This window comes from Pseudomonas sp. FG6 (assembly GCF_057809015.1).
The window spans coordinates 91,892-116,747 of sequence record NZ_JBMDJD010000001.1; the positions used below are offsets into that span (position 1 = coordinate 91,892).

The 24,856-nt window shown below is 60.4% G+C and carries 20 protein-coding genes and 2 pseudogenes; 4 read left to right on the plus strand and 18 right to left on the minus strand.

Features of this window, described 5'->3' with window-relative positions; all coding sequences use genetic code 11:
* Positions 1–195: 195 nt before the first annotated feature.
* The 3 genes from ACODSJ_RS00365 to ACODSJ_RS00375 all read right to left on the minus strand — a co-directional run bounded on the left by ACODSJ_RS00365 (position 196) and on the right by ACODSJ_RS00375 (position 4,519).
* On the minus strand, positions 196–2,355 hold the full coding sequence (locus ACODSJ_RS00365) for a hypothetical protein (RefSeq protein ID WP_489099845.1): 2,160 nt from the start codon (positions 2,353–2,355) through the stop codon (positions 196–198).
* On the minus strand, positions 2,342–3,535 hold the full coding sequence (locus tag ACODSJ_RS00370; protein WP_489099846.1) for a DUF3142 domain-containing protein: 1,194 nt from the start codon (positions 3,533–3,535) through the stop codon (positions 2,342–2,344). The genes ACODSJ_RS00365 and ACODSJ_RS00370 overlap by 14 nt, the downstream gene beginning before the upstream one ends.
* Before the next feature lie 78 nt (positions 3,536–3,613).
* The gene (locus tag ACODSJ_RS00375) at positions 3,614–4,519 is read right to left on the minus strand and encodes a LysR family transcriptional regulator (protein ID WP_489099847.1); all 906 of its coding nucleotides are present in this window, start codon (positions 4,517–4,519) and stop codon (positions 3,614–3,616) included.
* A gap of 331 nt (positions 4,520–4,850) precedes the next feature.
* On the opposite strand from ACODSJ_RS00375, the gene ACODSJ_RS00380 reads away from it, so the two are divergent.
* A complete protein-coding gene (locus tag ACODSJ_RS00380) occupies positions 4,851–7,061 on the plus strand; it encodes an LTA synthase family protein (RefSeq protein WP_489099848.1) in 2,211 nt (736 codons plus the stop codon).
* Between the two features lie 46 nt (positions 7,062–7,107).
* Here ACODSJ_RS00380 and ACODSJ_RS00385 read toward each other — a convergent pair.
* The 4 genes and pseudogenes from ACODSJ_RS00385 to ACODSJ_RS00400 all read right to left on the minus strand — a co-directional run bounded on the left by ACODSJ_RS00385 (position 7,108) and on the right by ACODSJ_RS00400 (position 10,251).
* Positions 7,108–7,495 (minus strand): annotated as a pseudogene (locus tag ACODSJ_RS00385) (NUDIX hydrolase).
* 33 nt (positions 7,496–7,528) lie between these two features.
* Positions 7,529–8,362: an NAD(+) synthase gene (nadE, locus tag ACODSJ_RS00390; protein WP_489099849.1), complete on the minus strand. Its 834-nt coding sequence runs from the start codon at positions 8,360–8,362 to the stop codon at positions 7,529–7,531.
* Position 8,363: 1 nt separating this feature from the next.
* On the minus strand, positions 8,364–9,593 hold the full coding sequence (gene pncB, locus ACODSJ_RS00395; RefSeq protein WP_489099850.1) for a nicotinate phosphoribosyltransferase: 1,230 nt from the start codon (positions 9,591–9,593) through the stop codon (positions 8,364–8,366).
* A 10-nt stretch (positions 9,594–9,603) separates the two neighbouring features.
* Positions 9,604–10,251 carry a nicotinamidase gene (locus tag ACODSJ_RS00400; RefSeq protein WP_489099851.1) on the minus strand — a complete coding sequence of 216 codons (648 nt, stop codon included), beginning with the start codon at positions 10,249–10,251 and terminating at the stop codon, positions 9,604–9,606.
* A 183-nt stretch (positions 10,252–10,434) separates the two neighbouring features.
* On the opposite strand from ACODSJ_RS00400, the gene ACODSJ_RS00405 reads away from it, so the two are divergent.
* Both ACODSJ_RS00405 and ACODSJ_RS00410 read left to right on the plus strand, forming a co-directional pair.
* Positions 10,435–10,980, plus strand: coding sequence for an adenylyltransferase/cytidyltransferase family protein (locus tag ACODSJ_RS00405; protein ID WP_489099852.1), 546 nt, complete (start codon positions 10,435–10,437; stop codon positions 10,978–10,980).
* Position 10,981: 1 nt separating this feature from the next.
* A complete protein-coding gene (locus ACODSJ_RS00410) occupies positions 10,982–11,692 on the plus strand; it encodes an NUDIX hydrolase (RefSeq protein WP_489099853.1) in 711 nt (236 codons plus the stop codon).
* 60 nt (positions 11,693–11,752) lie between these two features.
* Here the strand turns inward: ACODSJ_RS00410 and ACODSJ_RS00415 are convergent, their stop codons facing one another.
* The 6 genes from ACODSJ_RS00415 to ACODSJ_RS00440 all read right to left on the minus strand — a co-directional run bounded on the left by ACODSJ_RS00415 (position 11,753) and on the right by ACODSJ_RS00440 (position 17,826).
* Positions 11,753–13,216, minus strand: a complete 1,464-nt coding sequence (locus tag ACODSJ_RS00415; protein WP_489099854.1) for an ArnT family glycosyltransferase — start codon at positions 13,214–13,216, stop codon at positions 11,753–11,755.
* 71 nt (positions 13,217–13,287) lie between these two features.
* Positions 13,288–14,241: an SdiA-regulated domain-containing protein gene (locus tag ACODSJ_RS00420; protein ID WP_489099855.1), complete on the minus strand. Its 954-nt coding sequence runs from the start codon at positions 14,239–14,241 to the stop codon at positions 13,288–13,290.
* A gap of 16 nt (positions 14,242–14,257) precedes the next feature.
* A complete protein-coding gene (locus tag ACODSJ_RS00425; protein WP_489099997.1) occupies positions 14,258–15,715 on the minus strand; it encodes an ArnT family glycosyltransferase in 1,458 nt (485 codons plus the stop codon).
* Positions 15,716–15,782: 67 nt separating this feature from the next.
* Positions 15,783–16,076, minus strand: coding sequence for a lipid-A-disaccharide synthase N-terminal domain-containing protein (locus tag ACODSJ_RS00430; RefSeq protein WP_489099856.1), 294 nt, complete (start codon positions 16,074–16,076; stop codon positions 15,783–15,785).
* A gap of 1 nt (position 16,077) precedes the next feature.
* The gene (locus tag ACODSJ_RS00435; RefSeq protein WP_489099857.1) at positions 16,078–16,821 is read right to left on the minus strand and encodes a glycosyltransferase family 2 protein; all 744 of its coding nucleotides are present in this window, start codon (positions 16,819–16,821) and stop codon (positions 16,078–16,080) included.
* A gap of 33 nt (positions 16,822–16,854) precedes the next feature.
* The gene (locus tag ACODSJ_RS00440; RefSeq protein ID WP_489099858.1) at positions 16,855–17,826 is read right to left on the minus strand and encodes an NAD-dependent epimerase; all 972 of its coding nucleotides are present in this window, start codon (positions 17,824–17,826) and stop codon (positions 16,855–16,857) included.
* 756 nt (positions 17,827–18,582) lie between these two features.
* On the opposite strand from ACODSJ_RS00440, the pseudogene ACODSJ_RS00445 reads away from it, so the two are divergent.
* Positions 18,583–18,666 (plus strand): annotated as a pseudogene (locus ACODSJ_RS00445) (hypothetical protein); the annotation flags it as partial.
* A gap of 32 nt (positions 18,667–18,698) precedes the next feature.
* Here ACODSJ_RS00445 and glmS read toward each other — a convergent pair.
* From glmS to atpD, 5 genes are all read right to left on the minus strand, one after another.
* A complete protein-coding gene (gene glmS, locus ACODSJ_RS00450; RefSeq protein WP_489099859.1) occupies positions 18,699–20,531 on the minus strand; it encodes a glutamine--fructose-6-phosphate transaminase (isomerizing) in 1,833 nt (610 codons plus the stop codon).
* Position 20,532: 1 nt separating this feature from the next.
* Entirely contained in the window at positions 20,533–21,312 is a 780-nt protein-coding gene (locus tag ACODSJ_RS00455) for a DeoR/GlpR family DNA-binding transcription regulator (protein WP_489099998.1), read from the minus strand.
* 211 nt (positions 21,313–21,523) lie between these two features.
* Positions 21,524–22,891: a bifunctional UDP-N-acetylglucosamine diphosphorylase/glucosamine-1-phosphate N-acetyltransferase GlmU gene (glmU, locus tag ACODSJ_RS00460; RefSeq protein WP_489099860.1), complete on the minus strand. Its 1,368-nt coding sequence runs from the start codon at positions 22,889–22,891 to the stop codon at positions 21,524–21,526.
* A 116-nt stretch (positions 22,892–23,007) separates the two neighbouring features.
* Positions 23,008–23,433 (minus strand): F0F1 ATP synthase subunit epsilon, encoded by a 426-nt coding sequence (locus ACODSJ_RS00465; protein ID WP_260958370.1) that lies wholly within the window; start codon positions 23,431–23,433, stop codon positions 23,008–23,010.
* A gap of 45 nt (positions 23,434–23,478) precedes the next feature.
* A complete protein-coding gene (gene atpD, locus ACODSJ_RS00470) occupies positions 23,479–24,855 on the minus strand; it encodes a F0F1 ATP synthase subunit beta (RefSeq protein ID WP_042727805.1) in 1,377 nt (458 codons plus the stop codon).
* Position 24,856 lies beyond the last annotated feature (1 nt).

Below are 24,856 nucleotides of genomic sequence, written 5' to 3' on the forward strand. Positions count from 1 at the left end.
CTCACTCGGACAATGCTGTTCTTAAGGCCGTCGAAAAAACCTGTGGCGAGGGAGCTTGCTCCCGCTTGACCGGGCTGGCGCTCCAGTGCGAAGCGCTCATAAAATGGGGCCGCTGCTCGGCCCAGCGGGAGCAAGCTCCCTCGCCACAGGGACCAAACACACCTTAAGTGAACAACTCACACAAGGGATCTTCGCTTACTCGGCTGACATCCGCGCCTTGCGCCGGCGCCGGCTGATCCATCCCAACGCCACGGCCACCACCAACACCGCACTGCCCGCTTCCAGCCAAGCCCGGTAAGGCCGCAGCGCCGAGCGAACAGGCTCCACCGCCTGGGTGACGTAGCGTTTGTCCGCCTTGCTGAAGTCAGGCTCCTGGCATTGATGACCAAAGTCCCCGGCCCAGTCCACGTAAGGGCCTTCCTTGACGTAACGCTGATACAACGCGCTTTGCTCCTCCAGGCTGGAGTTGTAGCTCACCGCCTTGCACAGCACCGCCGCGAATGCCTGGCTGGTGTGGGGCAGCAGGTCCGCCGCCTGGCTTGCCAGCGCCGTGGCGACGAACCGATAGTGATAGCGCACGTCTGGCTGCGCCGCGCTGGCCTGCTGGCGCTGCACCTCGCCTTCTGCCACCAGCGGCCCGATTTTCAGTTCCACCGGCTCCAGGCTATAGCTGCCGCCCAGGCTGGCGTAGTCTGGCGCCATCTCGTAGCCGAGCAGTTCCATGCCCCATTTGCGGGCCAGCGTAGACGCGTTGAAATACGCCTCGGCCCGACTGCTCGGCCACCACTTGGACTCGGCGTCCTGGCGCAACTGCGCATAGGCCTTGGCCTTGTTTTGCAGGTCCGGGTTGTCGAAATAGGCCGGCGCCTCGTCGTAGTGCCCTTCACGCAACAAGCGCCGCCCCAGGACATTGCGCAGGCTCGCGGCCACTGGCAGCGGCACGTAGTTGTCGCGATCCTGCTGGCTCAAGGCCGGTGGCGCCGGGACTTGGGCGTCGACGTACTGTTTGAGTTCCTCAAGTGTCAGCACCCGCTCAGCCACCGTCGCGGCGTCGTACCAATAGATACTTTGGGCGCGATAGAGCTGATCGAACGCCTGCAAGTAATCCCCGCGCTGCAAGGCCAGGATCGCGCTTTCGCCCTCGACCCGGCACTTGGGCTGCACCACCTCGTAGTCCCAATTGGCCGTGCGTCGACCGCCCCAGGACTCTTCCTTGGGAAAGGCCTGGGCCGCCTTCGCGTACGCCGCCGCAGCAGCGACTTTGTCACCGTCACGCAGGGCCAGTTTGGCGCGCACCCACCAGGCCAAACCGCTGTCGGCAGCCTTTCCTGCAAAGGCCTTGGCGCCGTCGTAATCGCCGCGTTGATAACTGACCGCCGCGAGACGGTCGGCGTTCTCCAGGCTGTTGGTGCTGGCTTGCAACAGCTCGACCAGGTGTTGATCGGTCGAGGGTTGCTCACCGTCCCACCAGCCCACGCGACTGAGCAGATACGCCGTGAGCAACTGCTGCACGGCCTTGTTCTCAAGCAACTGGCTCAACCGCTCATCCGGCTGGACGCTGAGGTCGCCCGCCAATTGCAGCAGCGAACTGTAGCCAACCTGCGAACCTTGCAAGGACTGGGTCGCATACAGATCAATGGCACTGTTCCAGTCGTCGACGGTGTAAGCCACCCTCGCCTCTTCGCCAAGGCTGGCGATACCCAACTCCAGCGGATCGCTGAAACCGGCGACGCTCAATTCCCGCGTCTGGCGGAACGCCTGGCGGGCCTGTTCGAGCAATGCGGCCGGTTCACCACGGCCCGCCTCGGTGCTCAGGCTGAACAATGCCCGCCCCAGGGAATACGCGGCCCAGGTGCTGCGCAGCGGACGCTGATCGGCCGGCAACGCCAGCAACGTCTGGAACGACTCGACGGCACGTTGATAGTCGGCAGCACTGAACGCCGCCGCACCGACCGCATACAAGCGCAGCTCGGCGGGCAGATTCGCCGCTTCGCTGGCGACCTGGTCCACATCGTCCATCGCGCGCAAACGCTCCACCAGCGCTTTTTGCGGCGGCGTGAGGCCCATCGGCTCGGCCTGGTTGCGGTGGGCAACGTAGGCCGGCAGATCGTCGTAGTTGTAATCCGGGTTGAGGGTCGCCTCGCTGGCCGGCTTGAGCCCGGCAATCGCATGACCGAGGCGACTGATTTCAAAGCGGAAGTTGCCTTCCGGCAAATCGGCCAGGGACTGGGCGCGGTCATCCAGCAGGCGTATCCCGAATTCCGGCCCGCAGGCCAGCGCCTGCCCCAACGGAAAGCCCAGCGGCAGGCTGAGGCTCAGACAAAGCAGGCGACGGGGCCACTTACGGGTCAACATTGAAAGCTCCTTGTTCAATTTTTGTACAGCGCGCCCAGCCGATTGCCCGCTGTGCGCCAGCGGCCAGGCGACCTTCCTGAATGCGGGTGAAGGTAAGCAGTCCGGGCGCTTGTTGCAACGTATAACCCGCCAGGGCATCGACCCCGTCACACACGCCCACGGGCAGCGTCAGACGCTGGGGCCAGGGGCTGTCGAGATTGCCCTGGTTCACCAGGCGAATGTCATACAAGCCATCCTGTTCTTGCAGGTGCAAGGCCAGGCGACTGGTCAGGCTGCCCCCCCGGGCGACCGCACCGAGGGTGGTCAGGCTCCAGGCGCGCCGGTCCCCCGCCAGCGGCAGGCGAAACCAGATCAGCCCGGCCAGGTGTTCCAAGGGTTCGCTGCGCAAGCTTGCCGCAAGCCCGGCCACTTGTTGCGGGTCTGCCAGCAACTCTTGACGCTCGCCGCCGCGATCGATCGGCACTTCACTTTCCACCACCGGCACGCCGCTTTCGGTCGCCAGCAACGCCATGCCATAGGCCGGCAGCGCCAGGTAGAACGGCCGCTCAGTGACCCGGTCCCAGCGCTCAGCCCAACGCCGGGCCAGTGTCGGATCGAACAACCCCTGCCGTGGATCGCGCACCGCGTGAACCTGCAACACACTGCTGTCGACCGTCTCCAGCAACCCGGGCAATGCGGGGCTGTCGAGCCAGGCCGGCAACGCGGTGATGCTCAAGCGCAACGTGTCCGGCAGGGCCTTGCGCAGTTGGGCCAGGAATTTGCCATAGGCCGGCAAGCGCGCATTGCCGGCATCATGATCGATCTCCACGCCTACCGGCGCCAGGCCCTGGGCTTGCCAGTCGCTCAGCACCTGCTGGATCTGCGCGATCACATCGTCCTGGTCCAAAGACTTGAGCTGACCGTCGAGGCGAATCACCGCGATCAGCGCCCGACCGTCCGCCTTGAGCAACGCCGGATCGATGCGCGCCCGGCTCCAGCTCGCCCCGGGAAAAGCTTGCAGCGCCAGGACGCGCAGGCCGGAAAAATCGTCATGGCTGTCGCGCAGCGCCAGCGCATGGGCCGGGGTCCATTGGCGCTGCCAGATGTACAACTGCTGCTCAAGGACCGGCGCCGGGGCTTTTTCGCAGCCGCTCAACAGCAACGCCGCGAGGGCCAGCGACAGCCGCAGAAGAAAAGTCATGACGCCTCACCCCCAAAAAAAACGGCAGATTAACGCCCCCCTGGCCGAAACGAAACGCTTCGAGACGCCGCCCGGTTTTCAGCCGCCCAACGCCGGATGCTCGCGCAATGCGCTGACGGTGAAGTCGACAAAACTGCGGACCCGCGCCGGTGCATTGCGCCCGCCTTGATACACCACGTGGATGGGCAAGGGGGGCAGCTCGAAATCCGCCAGGACGATTTCCAAATCGCCAGCGGCCAGGTTCGCCGCAACCTGATAGGACAAGACGCGCGTCATCCCCAGCCCCTGGCAGGCCGCCGTGATCGCCGCCTGGTTGGCCGTCACCACCAAGCGCGGCACCGGCCGGACCGACAAGGTTTGACCGGCCTCGTCGACGAAGGTCCAGTGCTTGATCTGGCCAATGGCCGAAGACGCCACCACCGGCATGCGTTCCAGGTCTTCCGGGTGTCGGGGACGTCCATGCTGCGCGAAGAAACCCGGGGCGCCACACACCACCCGGCGCACCTCACCGACACGGATGGCGCGCAGGTTGCTGTCCGGCAACTCACCAATGCGCACAGCCACGTCGATGCCCTCCTCGACCATGCTGACGGTGCGATCGAGCAGCAAGGCATTGATGCTGACGTCGGGGAAGCGTTGCAGGTAATCGACCAGCAGCGGTGTGACGAACAATTGGCCGAACAGCACCGGCGCCGTCAGCACCAGTTGTCCGCGAGGCTGGACGTGGCTGCCGGCCGCCGAGTCCTCGGCTTCCTGTAGATCGGCGAGAATCCGCCGACAGTCTTCGAGAAAGCGCTGACCCGCTTCACTCAGGTACACATTGCGGGTGGTGCGCACCAGCAACGGCGTACCAATGCGTTGCTCCAGCGCCGCCACGGCGCGCGTGACACTGGCCGCCGACAGCCCGACACGCCGCGCCGCCGCCGAAAAACCCGCCTCCTGGGCCACGGCGACGAAAACCTGCATTTCCTGGAATCTGTCCATCCATCCCCCGATGAGAAATCCTGATACAAGTTTTCTGCACACCTCAAAGCGGCGCCACGCGGCCATTGTAGGGGCCTGGGCCAGTGAACCACAGCCTGGCGTAGCCGGACACTGGACATTGTCCCGGCCAAGGGGGATGGCCCTTGGTACCATCCCTTTCCGTAAAATTTTCATGACCGAAGAAAGCCCCCCCTGTGGGAGCGAGCCTGCTCGCGATAGCGTCGGATCAGCTGAATCCCTATCGACTGACACACCGCTATCGCGAGCAGGCTCGCTCCCACAGGAGTGGTGTCCGCTCAATGGATTGGCTTCAACCGAAAGGCCCGTTTTTGTGAATATGGTTTACCGCGCTGCAACCCACCCCCTCGCCTCCCTCATCGCCCTGATTGTCTGTGTGCTACTCGTCCCCATGGGCCTGCGCCTCGCCCTGGGTTGGTCCGATCCATTGGGCTACCTCTCGGACCTGGGCATCGGCGGGCTGCTGGTCGTGCTGCTCCATCGTCGTGCCGGGTGGCTGACGCTGCCCATGTTGCTGGCCTGGAGTGCGTTGACGCTGGCCACCGTCGAGCTGGTCAGCGCGGTAGGACGGATGCCCACCCCATCGGACGTGCAGTACCTGATCGACCCGCAATTCGTCGAAAATTCCAGCGGCGGCGGCTTCGCCCATCCCTGGCTGGCAACAATCCAGCTGGCGGTGCTGGGCGTGTGGCTGCTGGTCCAATGGGCCAGCAGCGCCCAACCGACGCCACGCTTGCCGCGCCACGCCTGGGCCTTGCCGGTGTTGTTCCTGCTGGCCCACGGTGCCATCCAGTCGTGGCGCCCCACTGAAGCGGACCAGTGGAACGTGTTCAACCTGCCCCATCAACTCATCACGGCCGGCATCGCCACCGGACAGGACCAAGCCCGGCAATGGGTCGAGGGCGACGCCGTGGACCCGGCCCCGCCCATGCAAGGCTTGACTCGCCTGGACCTTGCCGGGGAACGCCTGCTGGCCGCGCCAGGGCGCGCGCGCAACGTCCTGCTCATTGCCTTGGAAGGCATCCCCGGCGCCTACGTCGAGGCCAATCGCAAGGCCTTGAACAGCCGCTACCAGGAAAACCTGATGCCCCATCTCAGCACCTGGGCCGAGCGCGGCATGAACACCCCCGATTACGTTCTGCACAGCCACCAGACCATTCGCGGCCTGTACGCGATGTTGTGTGGTGACTACGACAAACTCGACGACGGCACACCCAAAGGCGTCGAAATGCTCAACCAGACCCAGCGCAATCAGGCGTGCCTGCCGGCTCAACTGCGCCAGCAGGGTTTTTCCACCCATTTCCTCCAGGGCGCTGGCCTGCGGTTCATGGCCAAGGACCGGATCATGCCGCACATCGGCTTCGACACGACCTTGGGCATGGAATGGTTCACCCGGCCCAACTACCTGGAATTCCCCTGGGGCAAGGACGACAAGACGTTCTTCGAAGGCGCGCTGGATTACGTCGGGCAGCTGCAACAGGCCGACAAGCCCTGGATGCTCACCTTGCTGACCGTGGGCACGCACCAGCCCTACTCGGCGCCGGATGACTACTTGCAGCGCTACGGCACCGCCAAGCAAGCGGCCGTGGGTTACCTGGACGACGCGTTGCAGGACTTCCTGGCCGGCCTGGAACGCCAGGGCGTGCTGGAAAATACCTTGGTGGTCATCACCTCGGACGAATCCCATGGCATCGACGACGTGCGCCTGGCCTCATCCTGGGGGTTCAACCTGACCCTGGCGCCGGAACCCTTGCCCACGATCAAGGCAGGCACCTACGGCCATGTGGACCTGGCGGCTTCGATTCTCGATTACTTCGGCTTTGCGGTGCCCACCGCGTTGTCCGGGCGTTCACTGTTCAGGGACTACCCGACGGGCCGCGAGATCATGTCGTTCACCAACGGCAAGCTGCGCTACCACAACGGCAAAGACACCTTGACCGAGTGCGATTTCCTGCAGCGTTGCCGCGACTACCGCAGCGCAGGCTTCCTCGCCGATCGTGCGGTCTACGCCGGCCAATACAGCGGCCAGCGCGCCAGGCTGGTCAACGCCCGGGCCACGGCGCTTGGCCAAACGCTGCTACGCACGCCCCTGAACCAGCACTATCAATTTGGCAGCACCGAAAAAATCCCGCTGCCGGCCCACGCCACCAACGACTGGACGGACAACCTGATCGGCGCCCAATACTTGGAAATGCCCGAGGGTTCACAAACCCGCGTCAGCCTGACCATCCGCGCCGTGGAGGCCGGCCATGCCGCCTACATTTCCCTCAAGGCCAAGGAGTTCGAACGGGAGGTATCGATGGACCTGCCGACAGACGTAGCGGTGACCGCCGACCAGCCATTGGTGATGGACATCCGTTTCGACAACCCGCAACCGCGCAAGGCGTTTTCCTTCCATCTACTCGGGCACGGCGTCGGCGCCATCGAAATCAGTGACTTCAGCGTCGTCACCGAACTGCCAGAGCAGACAGAGCCGCCTTACCTGGGCGATGGACAGACCGAGCACGAGATGCAGTCCAGTTGAACGCCTGCCGTAAACGGTTTGGTCAGTCCACGGGGGGCGCAAAAGGCTAATCCAGCAACCGGTGCAACTTGGCGTACTGCAACAGCATGATGGTCTTGCCGTCGCAAATCTCACCACGCTCGATCATGTCCAAGGCCTGATCGAGCGACATTTCCAGCACTTCGATCTCTTCACCCTCGGCTTCCAGGCCGCCGCCTTCGTGCTGCTTGTCCTCGTCGAAGTACTCGCCCACGAAAAAGTGCACACGCTCGGTCACCGAGCCCGGGCTCATGAAGGCTTCGAACACCTTGCTAGGTCTCGCGCGTCAGCTCACGCCATTGGCCGTCGCGGCCGAGGTAGTCATAGGTGGTCTTGCGCAGCACGTACCAATTGTCCGAGAGGACTTCGACGTGCTTGATGCGTACGCGATCTTTGATGCTGGTTGCCTGTGTCATAACAGTCGTCGCTATCGTTCAAGGGTTAATCATTCACAGCACTAACGGGACCCGTGGCAACGCACGTTTGTGGGCGGTCTTGAGGTAGGCGTTTTCGATGATCTGCCGCGCCTGGGGAGAGACCGCTTCGCCCATCAGGTACGCGTCGATTTCCTCGTAGCCGCAGCCATACGCCACTTCATCCAACTTGCCCGGCGCCAGATCTTCCAGGTCAGCGGTGGGCGCCTTGTGCACCAGATAGCCGGGAGCGCCCAGCGCATCGGCCAACAACCTCACCTGAGTCTTCGTCAGCCCGGACAACGGTGCCAGGTCGCACGCGCCATCGCCAAATTTGGTGAAGAAGCCCATCACCGCCTCTGCCCCGTGATCGGTGCCCACCACCAGCCCATGGCTGAAGTTGGCAATGGCGTATTGCGCCAGCATCCGGGCCCGGGCCTTGACGTTGCCTTTGGCAAAATCGGTGAGCTCTGCCGAAGGCTGCAAGCCATCGATGGCGATATGGGCCATCAGCCCGTCGACACACGCGGCGATGTTGGTCGTGGTGATCAGGTCCGGGCGGATGAAGTCCAGGCTGGCCTGGGCATCTTGTTCATCGGCTTGGGTCTTGTACGGCAACCGGACGGCGATAAAACGCGCCTGATAGTCTTCGTGGCGCAGTTGCTCCACCGCCAACTGGCACAGGCGACCGGCCGTGAGCGAGTCGACGCCGCCGCTGATGCCGAGCACCAGGGACTTGCAACCCGACTCGCACAAAACCTGCTTGATGAACTCAACGCGACGGGCAATTTCTGCTGCTTCGCCACCCTGTTTGAGCTGGCGGTCGATGCCCAGTTCCCGGGCAATGTTCTCTTGCACAAGCGAAGTCATATCAGGCTCCCAGCTGTGGATTGATCAGGCCAACGTTGAACACTTGGGCGGCGTAGCGCAGGAACGAGGCATCCTCACAGACGTTCTTGATCGGGTCGTCGGAGAACTTCACCACTGGCTCGCCGTGGACCCGCACCAGCTTCATCACGATGCTCAACGGCTCGACGCCTTCGACGTCGCAGGCCAGGCTGGTGCCCATGCCGAAACCGAACTTGGCCTTGCCACGGACATGACGCAGGATCGGCAGGCATTTTTCGAAATTCAGGCCATCGGAAAACATCAGGTCCTTGGTGCGCGGGTCGATGCCCAGCTCCTTGTAGCGTCCCAGCACTTTGTCTGCCCAGACGATAGGGTCACCGGAATCCTGGCGCAGGCCGTCATAGAGCTTGGCGAAGTACAGGTCGAAATCCTTGAGGAAGAAGTCGGTGCTGATGCAGTCCGTCAGTGCGATGCCGAGCCGGCCACGGTACTCACGCACCCAGTTTTCCAGCGCAGCGTTCTGGCTCTCGCGTAGACGTCCGAGTTGCTGGTGCACCATCAGCCATTGGTGCGCCATGGTGCCAATCAGCGGGAGGTCGAATTCGTAAGCCAAGTGAGCGTTGCTGGTGCCGACAAAGACACCCGGAAAATCGCTGCGCATCACATTCACCACTTCGCGCTGGGCCTTGAACGACAGCCGCCGGCGGGTCGAGAAGTCGGAAACACGGAACTCGGCGAGTTCTTCACGGCTGGCATTTTTCTCCAGCCATTCGAACTTCTGGTACAGCCTGCGGGTGACGTCGGCCAGCTCGACTTCCGGGTATTTCTCGCGGTTGCGCAATTCGCTGACCATCGCCAACACCGGTTGCTCGAACATGATGCAGTGCAACATCGGGCCACGGACGCGGATCTGCAATTGACCGTCGACTTCCGTCACATGGATGTAGCGCAGGTTGAAGCGAAACAGCCCGAGGAACTGTTCGAAGTCCGGCGTCAGGTACTCGCGGAAACGCTTGTTGAACAGGAACCGCTGCTCCCCCTCACGCAGTTGCAGCCCGGCGAGCTTTTCGAGCTCGATGCGAATGTCCGGGATCAGGTGACCGAGCCGCTCCTTGGAACGCACGATGAACTGATATTCCACCTCGACATTCGGGTGCTGGTGCAGCACCGCCTGCATCATGGTGAAGGTGTAGTAGTCGGTGTCCAGGAGACTCTGGATGGTGCCGTTGCGGGTATCGAAAGCGCTGTCCATGGTTCTTTCCTCAGGCACTTACCAGGCAAGTGGTGTCTTCGCGAGTCGCGGTGATCGCGATCCCCGCTTGTTGCATGTCTTGAATGGCTTGAACGGCGCCCGCCTCACTGATTGCCCGGCAGGCCGGGAGGTGAATGATCACCTTGAAGCCCGCGGCGGCCAGTTGCAGGGCGGTGGTCTTGACGCAGAAATCCAGCGCCAGCCCGCCGACAATGACCTGTTCCACACCCTTGCCCTTGAGGTACTCGATCACGCCGGTGGACAGCTTGCCGTGCAAGTCGTGGTAGCAGGCGCCGTAAGGGTGCAGATCCGGTTCGACGCCCTTCCAGACGAAATAGTCGTAGTCGTAAGGAGTCGGCAGTTCGTCCAGCAGGGTGAAACCCTCGGTGCCCGGAACGCAGTGGCTGACCCAGGTGACGTCGGCGTGCTCGAGCCCGGTCGGCACCAACATCTGTGCGTGATCGGCGACCACCCATGGCGCTTGGGGCGAATGGGCGTCCTTGCTACCGATGCGCAAACTGGCCAGGGACGCGATGAAGTTCAACTCGTGACCAATCTGGTCGCCGCCAGGCACGGGTAGCTCATCAGGGCATAGCGGTGTGAAGCTCTTTTGCGCATCGACATCGAAGGAAGCGGTGATTCGGGTCAGGCTGTTCATGCTGGGTTTCTCCTCTGCATGGCGCAAAGAGTACATGTCATGTACTTATGTAACAAGCCACCTCGAAAAATAATTTTCGATATTCCTTGCTTATCGATTGGATAAAGCCACGAAACAGGCAACGTTTCACAGAAGCGATATTAGTGATACGGTACATGTCGTGTACCCAATGGAAAGCAAGCCATGTACGAAATCGCCCTCTACGGCGGCGCCTTCAATCCACCTCACGCCGGTCACGCCCAGGTGATGATCGAGGCTTCGGCCCAAGCCAGGCGCGTGCTGGTGGCCCCGAGCTTCCGCCATCCCTACGGCAAGCAAATGGTTGACTATGAAGTCCGCCTGAACTGGCTGGAATCGATCGTCGAGAAGGTCCAGCCGTTGTGCCACGCCCCCGTGCGGGCCAGCCGGGTGGAGCAGGTCGTGGCCCGTGGCGTCGAAGGCGCCATCTACAGCTACACCCTGCTCGCCCACCTCGCCGACAGCCTGGCCCTGGACGGCAAGGAAATAGCGTTGGTGGTGGGTGAGGATGTCGCGGACCAGCTACCGACCTTCTATCGCGGCCAGGCACTGCTGGAGCGATTTTCCATCCTGTGCATAGAAGAAAAGATCCACGTGCGCAGCACGCTGGTTCGCGAAAGACTGGCCTTGGGCGAGTCGCTGCCCATCCATTGGATGGCCCCCGGCATGAACCCGTTAAACTACGACCTTTACGCTGCCCATGGACACTGACATGCCAAATCCCAGCGCCCCCGCGCGCGACTATCTGCACACCATCGACCTCTGTGTGCTGCGCCTGTGCCGGGAGACCCAGGCGATCGAAATCCTCCTGAACCGACGGGAAGCCGAGCCGTTCGCCGGTCATTGGGCACTGCCGGGGATCGTGGTCAATGGCGGGGTCGAAGACCTGACGCTCAACGACGCCGTGGAACGCCTGCGTACTTCAAGCAAAGTCGGCATGCCGCTGGCCTGGATCGAACAAGTCGGCACCGTCGGCGACGCGTTTCGCGATCCACGCTGCTGGTCCTCGTCGACGTTCTATCTGGCCATCGTCAGCAGCGATGCGGTCCAGCTCGCCGAGCACCAGGGGTTTTTCCCACTCAAGGACGTCGCCGACGCCTCGATAAAACTCCCTTTCGACCACAACAGCCTGGTGGCCGCCGTACAGGAACGGTTGTTGTCCAAAGCCCTCTACAGCAGCCTGCCGCTGATGTTCCTCGGCCCCGAGTTCAGCGCGCCGGAAGCGGTAAGCATCTTCTCCCTGGTACTCGACCGCCCGGTCCTCAAGACCAGCATGCGCCAGCGTTTGCTGAAAATGACCGAGGCGGGTTACCTACAGGAAACCGGTCGTAAAAAAAGCGGCGACGGCGGCCGCCCGCAGCGCACGATGGAGAATCTCAAGCCGGGCAGTGTTTATCTTTTTGATCGATGTTTTTTGGAGTGAGGCCATGTAAATCCACACGAATCATTAGCAAAACTTCGTCAAATCGATCAGGAACATGGGTTATTGAACCTGGCCCGGATTGGCGCACAAAGAGCCCAGTCCGAGCAGCACGGCCGAACGCTTGGGTTTGAGGTACGACTGGACCCGCGTCAGGGTGCAAGGAGCCAGGGCTTGCAACGACGTCGGCAGCGGCTCCTGGACAAACAGGAGGCCCGGCGCATAAGCAACGCTGCTGGCCTGCGCCTCGTTGATCGAACTGACAGGCCGCCCCATGTAATAGACCAGGCGAATGTCCGCATCGCCCAAACTGTAGGCCGGGACATTCGGGTATGCGTCGGTGGCGGTCTTGATCTGCGCAAGCCCTTCAATCCGGTGGGCGAACACTCGCCCTTCAAGACCCAGGTAGTACAGCGTGTATCCCGCCAGTACCACGGCCGGAATAACGAGCAGACACCCGCGCTGCCAAGGCCGCCGGACCTGGGTCAGCAGTTGACTCCAGTGCCAGGCCAACAGCAGGGCGATGGCCGGGTAGATTGGCAACAGGTACTTGGCGTGCTTTTCAGTGAACAGCGAGAACAACAGCAGCGGTACCAGAATGCAGCACAGCAACAGGGTCAGCTGCGGGCTCAGGCAGATGGCGCGCCACAGTTGCCGCGGCCGTACCAGTAATATCAGCCAGAAGGGAAAGAAATCCCCGGCCAGATACAACAGATAGGCGTACCAGGCTTCTGCCCCCTGGCCATTGATTTTCTTGACAATGTCTTCATTGAGGATGGCCGACCAGACGCCCCAGCCCTCCTGCATCGACACCGCCAGATACCAGGAAGCCCCAACCAGTATCGCTAGCAACCAGCCCCAGCCGTCACACAGAAAAGCTCGGGCCAGACGATCGCGACTGATCAATGCGTAGACCAGGATCGGTGCCGTCACCCACAACAGGCAGACCGGCCCCTTGGTCAGCAAGGCACAGCCAAGTAACCCGTAACTGAGCCAGACCCAGGTGCGAGCGCCTTGCTCGAACAGAAAGCGCCATGCACAAAACAGTGCCAGCAGACACAATCCGGTCAAAGGCATTTCGATTTCTGCCCGACGAGCGAACAGGCTGAAACCGGCATTCGCCGCCAGGAACACCACAGCCAGCAGCGCCACTTGTCGCCCAGCGAATGCACTGGCCTGGCGATACAAAGTCAGGCAACACAGCGTCGCAAACAGCGCCGAAGGCAGGCGCACGCTCCACTCGCTCAGGCTGCCCAGCAGTGACGTGCTGACCAGGGCCAGCCAATAGAACAGCGGCGGCTTGGACAGGTACAGCTCGCCGTTCATGTACGGCAGCAGCCATTGCCCAGCCTCGTGCATTTCCCGTGTCGTAACCGCGCGCCGGGCTTCATTGACGCTCATGAACGGCAAACTACCCAGCCCCCAGTAAAACAGCAGCAGGAGCAATACCGCCACGCCGAAGGCTTGCCAATCCAGCGCACGCCGCGCGGCTTGCATTGGCCGTAATGCTTCACTTTCTGTACTCATACGCGCCCTACTTCTTGCCAAAAGACACACGAGGTGGCGTGAGTCTGCTCATCACTGTTTTTTCGTCGGTTTCACGGCTTGCGCGTAAACGAATAGAACAAGTTCGGCTCCGACACCACATACAAATTGCCTTGTGCATCCATGGTTACGCCTTCCGGATCCGTCTTGGGCGAGAAAAAATCCTTCACACCTTCGAGCAAGCTCTTGTAGCTGACAAATCGGCCTTCTTTATCCAGCTCAATCAATAATTTGGATTGCTCGCTGAGCATGACTAGATGGCCAGTGCCCGGATCGTAGTAAACGTCGGCGATGTCACGTCCGAAAAAGTCGCGGTTCACCCAATCAGTTCGATCGATCAAGTTGATGGACAGGTTTCCATTCAGGCTTTTCGACACGCCATCAATTTCATAGAGCTGTCGTGGATCGCGCTCCTTGATCACAAACAAACGGTCCGTCACAGGATCATAGGTCACCCCTTCAAAGCCCTTGTTTTTTGTGCTCAGGTTGATTCCTACGGTGATGAATGGCTCTGCTCCCTTTCGAATGGTCGCGGACTTCTCGGGCATCTGGATGAATGTCAGGCGTTGATCAACTTCTTCAGCGACAACGACTCGACCATTGCCCATGTAGGCCAATCCTTCGGTATCGTCAAAACCTTCGAGCAGATAGCGCTCAAGCACATTGCCCGCGCGGTCGAGAGCAACAATTTGCATGAGCCCGCCGTTGGTAATAGCCAGCAACCGGTCATGGTCGTAGTCGTAGGTGATCCCCGAGAGGTCTTCGTCAATGCCTGTTATTGGCTTGGCCACAACATCAGGCATAAAGCCTGGCAACCACAGGCCAGTCGCTTGATCGGCACTGGTCCAGGTTTGCCGCAGAGAGTGGAGCAACTGCTGGTGCCAGTAGAAACGGGCGGAAATCGCCCCAAGCACGCCCAACAGCAGCAACGCCAGAATAGAAAAGCGCAGGCGATATCGTCGCGCAGCTTTGGGCACCGTCAGGGGAACATTCAATTCAATCGTCATAGAACAACTCCGGTTCTCACAGGGAATGCTTCCATTCGAAGGGATAAATCTTGTCTGGCGCGGGGGGCTGGCAATCATGGTTGTCCGCCTCAGCGCCAACCAGGAACCACTCAGCCCTTGAGGTATCACCCACACGGCGAGCTTTTTGCGGGTCGTAACAGCGCGATAAATCCTGCGCAGGCACCAACGCATAGGCTTGTGGATGGTCACGAAGCCACAGCGCTGATTGTTCCAGGGCCCGGTTGTTCATAAAGCCAAAATGCACAACGGGTTGCTGCGCGAACAACCAATGCCCCTCTCGCCAACCAACCAGCACCAACTCGGCGCTCCCGGTCAGCCGCGCGACGTCACGCATAAGGGTTTCGTGGGGGTTAGTCCCTTCTTTATGGGGCTCGATGAAGCCGCGTACCAACCACGCGCACAACCACATCGCGGTCAGTGCAACAAATACCGTCCTGCCCCTGGGGCGCTTGCTGAACCAACGCCGCAGCATCCAGGGAATGAGTGGCGCCACCAGCAGGATCAGGGCGGGCAACGCAGGAAAGATATACAGCTTGCGTTTGCCACTGCTCAGGCTGAAAAACACCAGCACCAACACCACCCAAGCCAGCAGCACCAGCACTCGACCGTCGTGCTTGGCCAGTTGCTTGCGCCAGGCGGGCACCAGCCACGGGAGCATGAAAAAAATCGGCACCCAATATTTCGGGATTACCTTGGAGAAGAAATACCAAAAGGGTTCGCGGTGGTCCCAAGCGTTGGCGTAACGGCCAGCGGTTTGCTTGAGCAATATTTCCTGGGCATAAGCCAGGCTATCGGCACTGCCCTGCAGTACGATCACCACCAGAGGTCCCAGCCAGACCGCAATGGCTGCCAACGCCACCGGCAGCCCCAGCCACCAGGCCCCCGCCTTGCCCGGCATGGGCACCACGCCTTTCCAGCCTTTGCGCACCGCGTAGGCGTAAGGGATCAGCATCAATACCGGCAGAAAGCCCACGCCCTTGCTGATGATTCCAAATCCCATGGCAGCACAGGCTACGTAGTACCAACGCCACGCCGGACCGAGCAATAGATGCCGGCATAGGCCATAGATCCCCAGAATGATCCAAAGGGCCAGAAAACCATCGATCTGCCCCGTCCGTAAAATGCTGTAGGTCTGGTAGGTGGCGAGAAACAATATCGCTGCAATTACACCTACACGCCGCCCCCACAAGCGACGGCCCAGGTCATACAAGCAGGCCGTAGTCACGGCACCCGCCAACAACGCTGGCAGGTACAGGGCTACTTTGGGCAGGTGGGTAAGCTGCACGAACAGCGCCACGGCCCACATGAAAAGCGGGGGTTTATCCGCGTAAATTTCGCCAGCGCGATGCGGGATAAACCACGAACCGTTCTGCAGCATTTCCAAGGCTACACCGAGAAAGCGCTCTTCATCGACATTCAACGGCTGGCGCCAGCCAATACCGGCGCCCACCATGACCAGCGTCAACACCACAAGAGCCAAAAGCTCCAACCGCGAAGAAGATAGTCGTATCCGCACCGTCTCAGTCCTTGTTATCCATTTCGAGGTTTTTCTGTTCACGATGCTTGGCGATCAACTGCAAATTGCGCAGGTACACGATGAAACCGAAGGACTGGCCGACAATAAATACCGGGTCTTCGCGGTAGATGGCGTAGGCCAGCAACAGCGCACTGCCGACGATGCTCAAGTACCAGAAGGCGACAGGGATCACGCTGCGTTTCTTGTATTCGCTGTACAGCCACTGCAGGACAAACCGCCCGGTGAATGCCAATTGCCCCACGAAACCAATGGCCAGCCACAAAGATTCTCTACCCATGTCAAACCTCGGACTCTTGTGCGCTGACTTCCAGGCGAGTGCGTTTTATCAGCCACCACACCCCGAATAAATCCACAATGCCCACGAGGGCCCGGTCGAGGTTTCCGTAGTTGGAGACCCCGGCTCCACGCTCACGGTGATTCACCGGCTGAACCAGCATTCGGCCGTTGTGGCGACGGATCAGTGCAGGGATAAAGCGGTGCATGTGATCGAAATAGGGCAGGCGCAAAAACGCCGCGCGTTCGATCAATTTGATACCGCATCCGGTATCGGGGGTCTGGTCTTGCAGCAGCCTGCTGCGCAGGTTGTTGGCAAATCGCGATGCCCAGCGTTTGCTCGCCGTGTCCCGGCGGTTTACGCGGTGACCCGCCACCAGTTTTACGCCTCCAGGCTTGTCTTCCGAGCCACGTACCAGGTCGAGCATTTTCGGCAGATCGGCCGGATCGTTCTGTCCGTCGCCATCCAGCGTTGCCAGCCAATGCCCGCGCGCCAATTCGGCAGCGTGGTAAATCGAGGTGCTTTGCCCCAGGGAGCGTGCATGACTGAGCACCCGCAATTGCTTGTAGCCGCTACTTTGCAGGGTTCGCAATTCGCTGGCGGTGGCGTCGGTACTCCCATCGTCTACCACGATGACTTCAAAGTTCTCATTGGCCAGCGCAGCACGCACTTCTTCAAGCAGTGGAATGAGATTGCCTGCTTCGTTTTTTGCCGGGATCAGGACCGACACATAAGGAGTTTCTTGCATGACGTTTCCGTAGATAAAACGCGAAGTGAGTGGCTAGACGCCATAATAATTGCGGTACCAGGCGACAAAGGACTGCACGCCGGCAGCCACTGAGACCTGCGGGCGAAACCCCACGCGGTCCTCCAGCTCACGAGTGTCCGCCCAGGTGTTCAGGACGTCGCCTGACTGCAACGGCATGAAATTTTTTACGGCGCGGGTTCCCAGCGCCTCTTCAATGCACTCGATAAACTCAAGAAGCTTGAGCGGTGCGCCAAAGCCGATGTTGTAGACCTTGTTTGGCGCGCCGGTCTCATCGGTAGGAGGCAGCGGTATCAGCCGCACAAGACCCTCGACGATGTCGTCGATATAGGTGAAATCCCGAGACATCGCGCCGTCGTTGTACACGTCAATTGGGCGACCTTTAAGGATCGCGTCAGTGAACTTGAACAACGCCATGTCAGGTCGACCCCAAGGCCCGTACACGGTAAAAAAACGCAGGCCGGTCGTGGGAATACCGTAGAGATGCGAGTAGGAGTGGGCCATCAGTTCATTGGCGCGCTTGGTGGCGGCATAGAACGACATCGGCCGATCGACAGCGTCGGTCGTGGCATACGGCAAGTGATCGTTCAATCCGTACACCGAACTGCTTGAGGCGTAAATCAAGTGCGCGGGTAGTTGCGCGCGGCAGGCTTCCAATACATTAAGGAATCCCACCAGGTTGCTTTGCGCGTAAGTGTCCGGGTGGTCGATGGAATAGCGCACACCGGCTTGGGCGGCCAAGTGAATGACTTGCTCGAACCTGTTTTCAGCGAATAACGCCAGCAGCGCTTGTTTGTCTGCCACGTCCAGCAACTTGAACTGGAAGTTTCGGCATGCAGCCAACTGCGCAAGCCGATCCTGTTTCAGTTCAACGCTGTAGTAGTTGTTGAGGTTATCGATACCAACAACCTGGTGGCCATCGCTGCATAGACGCCTGGCAGTATGGAACCCGATAAAACCTGCTACGCCGGTTATTAGTATTTTCATACGGCTCGTCCTTGTTTACCTGTCCCCATGACGTGGGCTGGCTGAGCCAACCCGGCATAACCGCCACAAAGAAAGGTCACTTCCATGAATCACTCTGCTTGATGGCAAGGTTTTTCTTGTATTGGCAGAGGCTTATAAACAAAAAAGAATGAAAATTTTGTGAGGATCGAAAGAGGACGAAAAGCAGGCCGTATCAACGACCTCTACGACCAAAGCCGACTGATGTCCCGGCTGTCATACGGTCGTCACCGAGCGGTGATATACCTCGCAACACTTCAACGACGGGCACAGCGTAGCAACTAATCGTGTTGGCCGCTGCCCCTTTTATCAAGGCAGGCCCGGACAGTTAGAGAGCAACAAACACCAAACTCACTTTAACGTAATACAAAGCCACCGGCAGCTGTAAGACATTACCCACTAAAGCTCACGGGCGATCGAAGTTTTAATAGAGTGTGGAACTGGCTTGCAGAGAAACGATTTACCAACCGGTTTGCATGCTCTTTAACAAAACCGCGCTTAACCTCAATGGCGGCCCTGTTTCGACCACTCGCTTACCCACCCCGGCACAAAAATTTACCGGGGCGTTTGATCAAGAATTTGAGGTAAGTGATTGATGCAGCGTTTCTTTTAGCGTCTACGCTGTTTTTGGATTGAATCTTTGGCGTTCAAGGCTATTCACTCTTACAGCCAGCCCTTTCAAGGTCTTTGATAAGGTCCCCAAAACTCCAGTCAGGATGACGAAAGCGATGTGGGCAGAACTACGGCTGCACGCTGCGCGCCTACCGCCGTAGCGTTGTCGACGCCACGCTCGCCCGTCGCGAACGCAGCACATTCATCCCGAAAACCAACGGACAAATGAACAACCGTTAGTCTCACTCCACCGTCACGGACTTCGCCAAATTCCGCGGCTGGTCCACGTCAGTGCCCTTGAGCACCGCCACGTAGTACGACAGCAACTGCAACGGGAGGGTGTAGAGGATCGGCGACAGGATGTCGTGGATGTGCGGCATGTGCACCACGTGGGTACCTTCGCCGTTGGTCATGCCGGCTTTCTCGTCGGCGAAGACGATCAACTGGCCGCCACGGGCTCGCACTTCCTGCAGGTTGGACTTGAGCTTTTCCAGCAGTTCGTTGTTCGGCGCCACGGTGACCACTGGCATGTCGTTATCCACAAGCGCCAGCGGGCCGTGCTTGAGTTCACCGGCCGGGTAGGCTTCGGCGTGGATGTAGGAGATTTCCTTGAGCTTCAAGGCCCCTTCCATCGCCACCGGGAACTGCGCGCCACGGCCCAGGAACAGGGTGTGGTTTTTCTCGGCGAACAGCTCGGCGATTTTTTCCACGGTGCTGTCCATCGCCAAGGCTTCGCCCAGGCGGGTCGGCAGGCGACGCAGTTCTTCCACCAGCGTGGCCTCGACGCCTTCGGCCAGGGTGCCACGCACTTGGCCCAGGGACAGGGTCAGCAACAGCAGGCCCACCAGTTGCGTGGTGAACGCCTTGGTCGAGGCCACGCCGATCTCGCGGCCGGCTTGGGTCAGCAGGGTCAGGTCGGACTCGCGCACCAGCGAGCTGATGCCGACGTTGCAAATCGCCAGGCTGGCGAGGAAACCCAGTTCCTTGGCGTTGCGCAGCGCCGCCAGGGTGTCAGCGGTTTCGCCCGACTGGGAAATGGTCACGAACAGGGTGTCGGGCTGCACCACCACCTTGCGGTAACGGAACTCACTGGCGACTTCAACCTGGCACGGAATCCCGGCCAGTTCTTCCAGCCAGTAACGAGCCACCATGCCGGCGTGATAGCTGGTGCCGCAGGCCACGATCTGCACGTTGCGCACCTTGGCGAACAGCTCGGCCGCCTGTGGCCCGAACGCCTGGACCAACACCTGGCTCTGGCTCATGCGCCCTTCCAGGGTACGTTGCACCACGGCCGGTTGTTCGTGGATCTCCTTGAGCATGAAGTGACGGAACTCGCCCTTGTCGGCGGCTTCGGCACCGTCACGGTACTGGACGGTTTCACGCTCGACGGCTTTGCCGGCGAGGTCCCAGATCTGCACGCTGTCGCGACGAATTTCGGCGATGTCGCCTTCTTCCAGGTACATGAAGCGGTCCGTGACCTGACGCAGCGCCAATTGGTCGGACGCCAGGAAGTTTTCCCCCAGGCCCAGGCCAATCACCAACGGGCTGCCGCTGCGGGCCGCCACCAGGCGATCGGGCTGCTTGGCGCTGATGACCGCCAGGCCATAGGCGCCGTGCAGTTCCTTGACGGTCGCCTTGAGGGCCACGGTCAGGTCGGCCAGGTCCTTGAGCTTGTGATTGAGCAGGTGGGCGATGACTTCGGTGTCGGTGTCCGAGGTGAACACATAACCGAGTGCCTTGAGCTGGTCACGCAGGGCGTCGTGGTTTTCGATGATGCCGTTGTGCACCACCGCCAGGTCGCCGGAGAAATGCGGGTGGGCGTTACGCTCGCACGGCGCACCGTGGGTGGCCCAGCGCGTGTGGGCGATGCCCAGGCGGCCGACGAGTGGCTCGGCATCCAGTGCCTGTTCCAACTCGCTGACCTTGCCTGGACGACGCATGCGCTCAAGCTTCGCGTCGTTGGTAAACACCGCCACGCCAGCGCTGTCATAGCCGCGGTATTCCAGGCGCTTGAGGCCTTCGAGCAAGATTGCAGTGATATTGCGTTCAGCAACGGCGCCAACAATGCCACACATGTTATTTCTCCTGGCTGACAGGCGCGCAGATCACGGTGATACCGCGGGCCTGAATCTGGTCGCGGGCCTCTACGGGCAGGCGATCATCGGTAATGAGGGTATGGACGCTGCTCCACGGCAGTTCCAGGTTGGGGATTTTGCGGCCGATCTTGTCGGCCTCCACCATCACGATCACTTCACGGGCAACCTCTGCCATTACACGGCTAAGGCCCAGCAATTCGTTGAAGGTGGTGGTACCACGGACCAGGTCGATGCCGTCGGCGCCGATGAACAACTGGTCGAAATCGTAGGAGCGCAGGACCTGTTCGGCGACCTGGCCCTGGAAAGATTCGGAATGCGGGTCCCAGGTGCCGCCGGTCATCAACAGCACCGGTTCGTGCTCCAGCTCGCTCAAGGCATTGGCCACGTGCAGGGAATTGGTCATGACCACCAGTCCCGGCTGCTGGCCGAGTTGGGGGATCATGGCCGCCGTGGTGCTGCCGCTGTCGATGATGATGCGCGCATGTTCGCGGATCCGCTGGACGGCGGCCCGGGCAATGGCTTGCTTGTACTTGGAGACAGTTTGCCCGTTATCAGCCACCAACTCTTGGGGCATGGGTACGGCACCGCCGTAGCGACGCAACAGCAAGCCATTGGTTTCCAAGGCGGCGAGGTCTTTACGAATCGTAACTTCCGAGGTTTCGAAGCGCTTGGCCAGCTCGTCCACACTGACCTCGCCCTGCTCCTGGAGCAAGGCAAGGATGTTGTGACGGCGTTGCGGTGTGTTGCGCTTCGACATGATGAAATAAGTTTCGATTCGAAAGATAACGTAAGCAATCAAAACCTATTGAGGCGATATCGTCAAGGCGCGTAGAGAAAAATTCAGAAATCACACAAAACAAATGTGGGAGCGGGCTTGCTCGCGAAGGCGCCTGACCAGGCAATATTGCTTTACCTGACACACCGCTTTCGCGAGCAAGCCCGCTCCCACAAAAAGGGATTGTGGATAACTTTTAGGGCTTCTTGATTTTCACCGGGCGCTTCCAGCCGTCGATATTCTTCTGACGAGCACGCCCTACCGCCAACTGACCGTTATCCACAGACTGGGTGATGGTTGATCCGGCTGCCGTGGTCGCACCGCTGGAGATATCCACAGGCGCCACCAGGGAGTTGTTCGAACCGATGAACACATCCTCGCCCAACACGGTTTTCCATTTGTTGGCGCCGTCGTAGTTGCAGGTGATGGTGCCGGCACCAATGTTCGTGCGGGCACCGACCTCGGCATCTCCCAGGTAAGTCAGGTGACCGGCCTTGGCGCCCTCGCCCAAGTGGGCGTTCTTGAGCTCGACGAAGTTACCCACATGGGCCTTGGCCTCCAGGACGGTTCCTGGTCGCAAGCGGGCGAACGGACCGGCGTCGCTGCCTTCACCCAGCACCGCGCCTTCGAGGTGAGTATTGGCCTTGATCACCGCGCCTTTGCGCAAGGTACTGTCCTTGATCACGCAATTCGGGCCGATGACCACGTCATCCTCGATCACGACTTTGCCTTCAAGGATAACGTTGATGTCGATGATCACATCGCGGCCCACGCTGACCTCACCGCGCACGTCGAAACGTGCCGGGTCACGCAGGGTCACGCCTTGGGCCATCAACCGGCGGGCGGCGCGCAGTTGATAGTGGCGCTCGAGTTCAGCCAGTTGCCGGCGGTCATTGGCGCCCTGCACTTCCATGGCATCCAGCGGTTGCTCGGTGGCCACGACCAAGCCATCCGCCACTGCCATGGCGATCACGTCGGTCAGGTAATACTCGCCTTGGGCATTGTTGTTGGACAGACGACTCATCCAATCACCCAGGCGCCCAGCCGGTACGGCCAGAATCCCGGTGTTGCCTTCGGTGATGGCGCGCTGGGCGTCGTTGGCGTCCTTCTGCTCGACGATGGCCACCACCTGACCCTCGGCGTTGCGCACGATGCGGCCATAACCGGTGGGGTCGTCGAGTTCGACGGTCAACAGGCCCAACTGCTGCGGAGCGGCTTGCTTGAGCAGGCGCTGCAGGGTCTCGACTTCGATCAGAGGCACATCGCCGTAGAGAATCAACACCGTCTTGGCCGTGATGAACGGCACGGCCTGGGCGACTGCGTGACCGGTGCCCAGCTGTTTGTCCTGCAGGACGAAATTCAGATCATCGGCCGCCAGGCGCTCGCGAACCGCATCGGCACCGTGACCAATCACCACGTGAATGCGCTGTGGATCAAGTTGACGAGCGCTGTGGATAACATGCCCGAGCATGGAATTACCGGCGACCGGGTGTAGCACCTTGGGCAGCGCCGAACGCATGCGCGTGCCTTGACCGGCCGCGAGGATAACGATTTCAAGAGACATGACTGGCTACCAATCCTGGGTGGTCAGCGGCTGTGACCAGATGATGAGTGACGGGGAAAAGAAAAAAGGGTAGCCGAGGCTACCCTTTTTAATCAATCGCACAGAAAGCAGACGGCTTAGCCGCCGAACTTCTTGCGGATCTGCTGGACGGTGCGCAGCTGGGCTGCAGCCTCGGCCAGACGTGCAGCAGCAGAACCGTAGTCGAACTCGGCACCGCGCTCGTGCAAGGCCTTCTCAGCAGCCTTGACGGCTTCCTGAGCGGAGGCTTCGTCCAGGTCGGCAGCACGTTGCACGGTGTCGGCAAGGACCTTGACCATGTTCGGCTGAACCTCGAGGAAACCGCCGGAGATGTAGAACACCTCCTTGTCCCCGCCCTGCTTGGTCAGAGTAATCGGACCTGGCTTCAAGCTAGTGATCAGCGGTGCGTGGCCCATGGTGATACCCAGATCACCCAGGTCACCGTGCGCAACCACAAACTCGACCAGACCGGAGAAGATCTCTCCTTCCGCACTGACGATATCGCAATGGACTGTCATAGCCATCTGATTGCCTCAACCTAAATTAGCGCCCGTTGCCGGGCGCCGGGATTACAGTTTCTTGGCTTTCTCGATCGCTTCTTCGATGCCGCCAACCATGTAGAACGCTTGTTCTGGCAGGTGGTCGTAGTCACCGTTGAGGATGCCTTTGAAGCCAGCAATGGTGTCTTTCAGGGAAACGTATTTACCCGAGGCACCGGTGAAGACTTCAGCCACGAAGAACGGCTGCGACAAGAAGCGCTGGATCTTACGAGCGCGGGCTACCAACTGCTTGTCGGTTTCCGACAGCTCGTCCATACCCAGGATCGCAATGATGTCCTTCAGCTCTTTGTAGCGCTGCAGCACGTACTGAACGCCGCGAGCGGTTTCGTAGTGCTCGGTACCGATCACGTTCGGGTCCAGCTGGCGCGAAGTCGAGTCCAGTGGATCTACCGCTGGGTAGATACCCAGGGAAGCGATGTCACGGGACAGTACGACGGTGGCGTCCAAGTGGGCGAAGGTGGTCGCTGGCGACGGGTCGGTCAAGTCGTCCGCTGGTACGTATACCGCTTGGATCGAGGTGATCGAGCCTTGCTTGGTCGAAGTGATACGCTCTTGCAGAACGCCCATCTCTTCAGCCAGGGTCGGCTGGTAGCCTACTGCCGAAGGCATACGGCCCAGCAGTGCGGATACTTCGGTACCGGCCAGGGTGTAACGGTAGATGTTGTCGACGAACAGCAGAACGTCGTTACCTTCGTCACGGAACTTCTCGGCCATGGTCAGGCCGGTCAGGGCTACGCGCAGACGGTTTCCCGGCGGCTCGTTCATCTGGCCGTAGACCAGTGCCACTTTGTCCAGAACGTTGGAATCCTTCATCTCGTGGTAGAAGTCGTTACCCTCACGAGTACGCTCACCCACACCGGCGAACACGGAATAACCGCTGTGCTCGATGGCGATGTTACGGATCAGTTCCATCATGTTTACGGTCTTGCCTACACCGGCACCACCGAACAGACCGACTTTACCGCCCTTGGCGAACGGGCAAACCAGGTCGATAACCTTGATGCCGGTTTCCAGGAGGTCGTTGCCACCGGCTTGTTCAGCGAAGGACGGCGCAGGACGGTGAATGCCCCAACGCTCTTCTTCGCCGATCGGGCCAGCTTCGTCGATCGGGTTGCCCAGTACGTCCATGATCCGGCCCAGGGTCGCTTTACCGACCGGTACGGAGATGGCTGCGCCAGTGTTGTTGACGTCCAGACCGCGCTTCAAGCCCTCGGTGGAGCCCATCGCAATGGTACGAACCACGCCGTCGCCCAGCTGCTGCTGAACTTCCAGGGTGGTTTCGGCGCCTTGAACCTTCAAGGCGTCGTAGATGCTCGGTACGCTGTCGCGTGGAAATTCCACGTCGATAACGGCGCCGATGATTTGAACGATACGTCCGCTACTCATA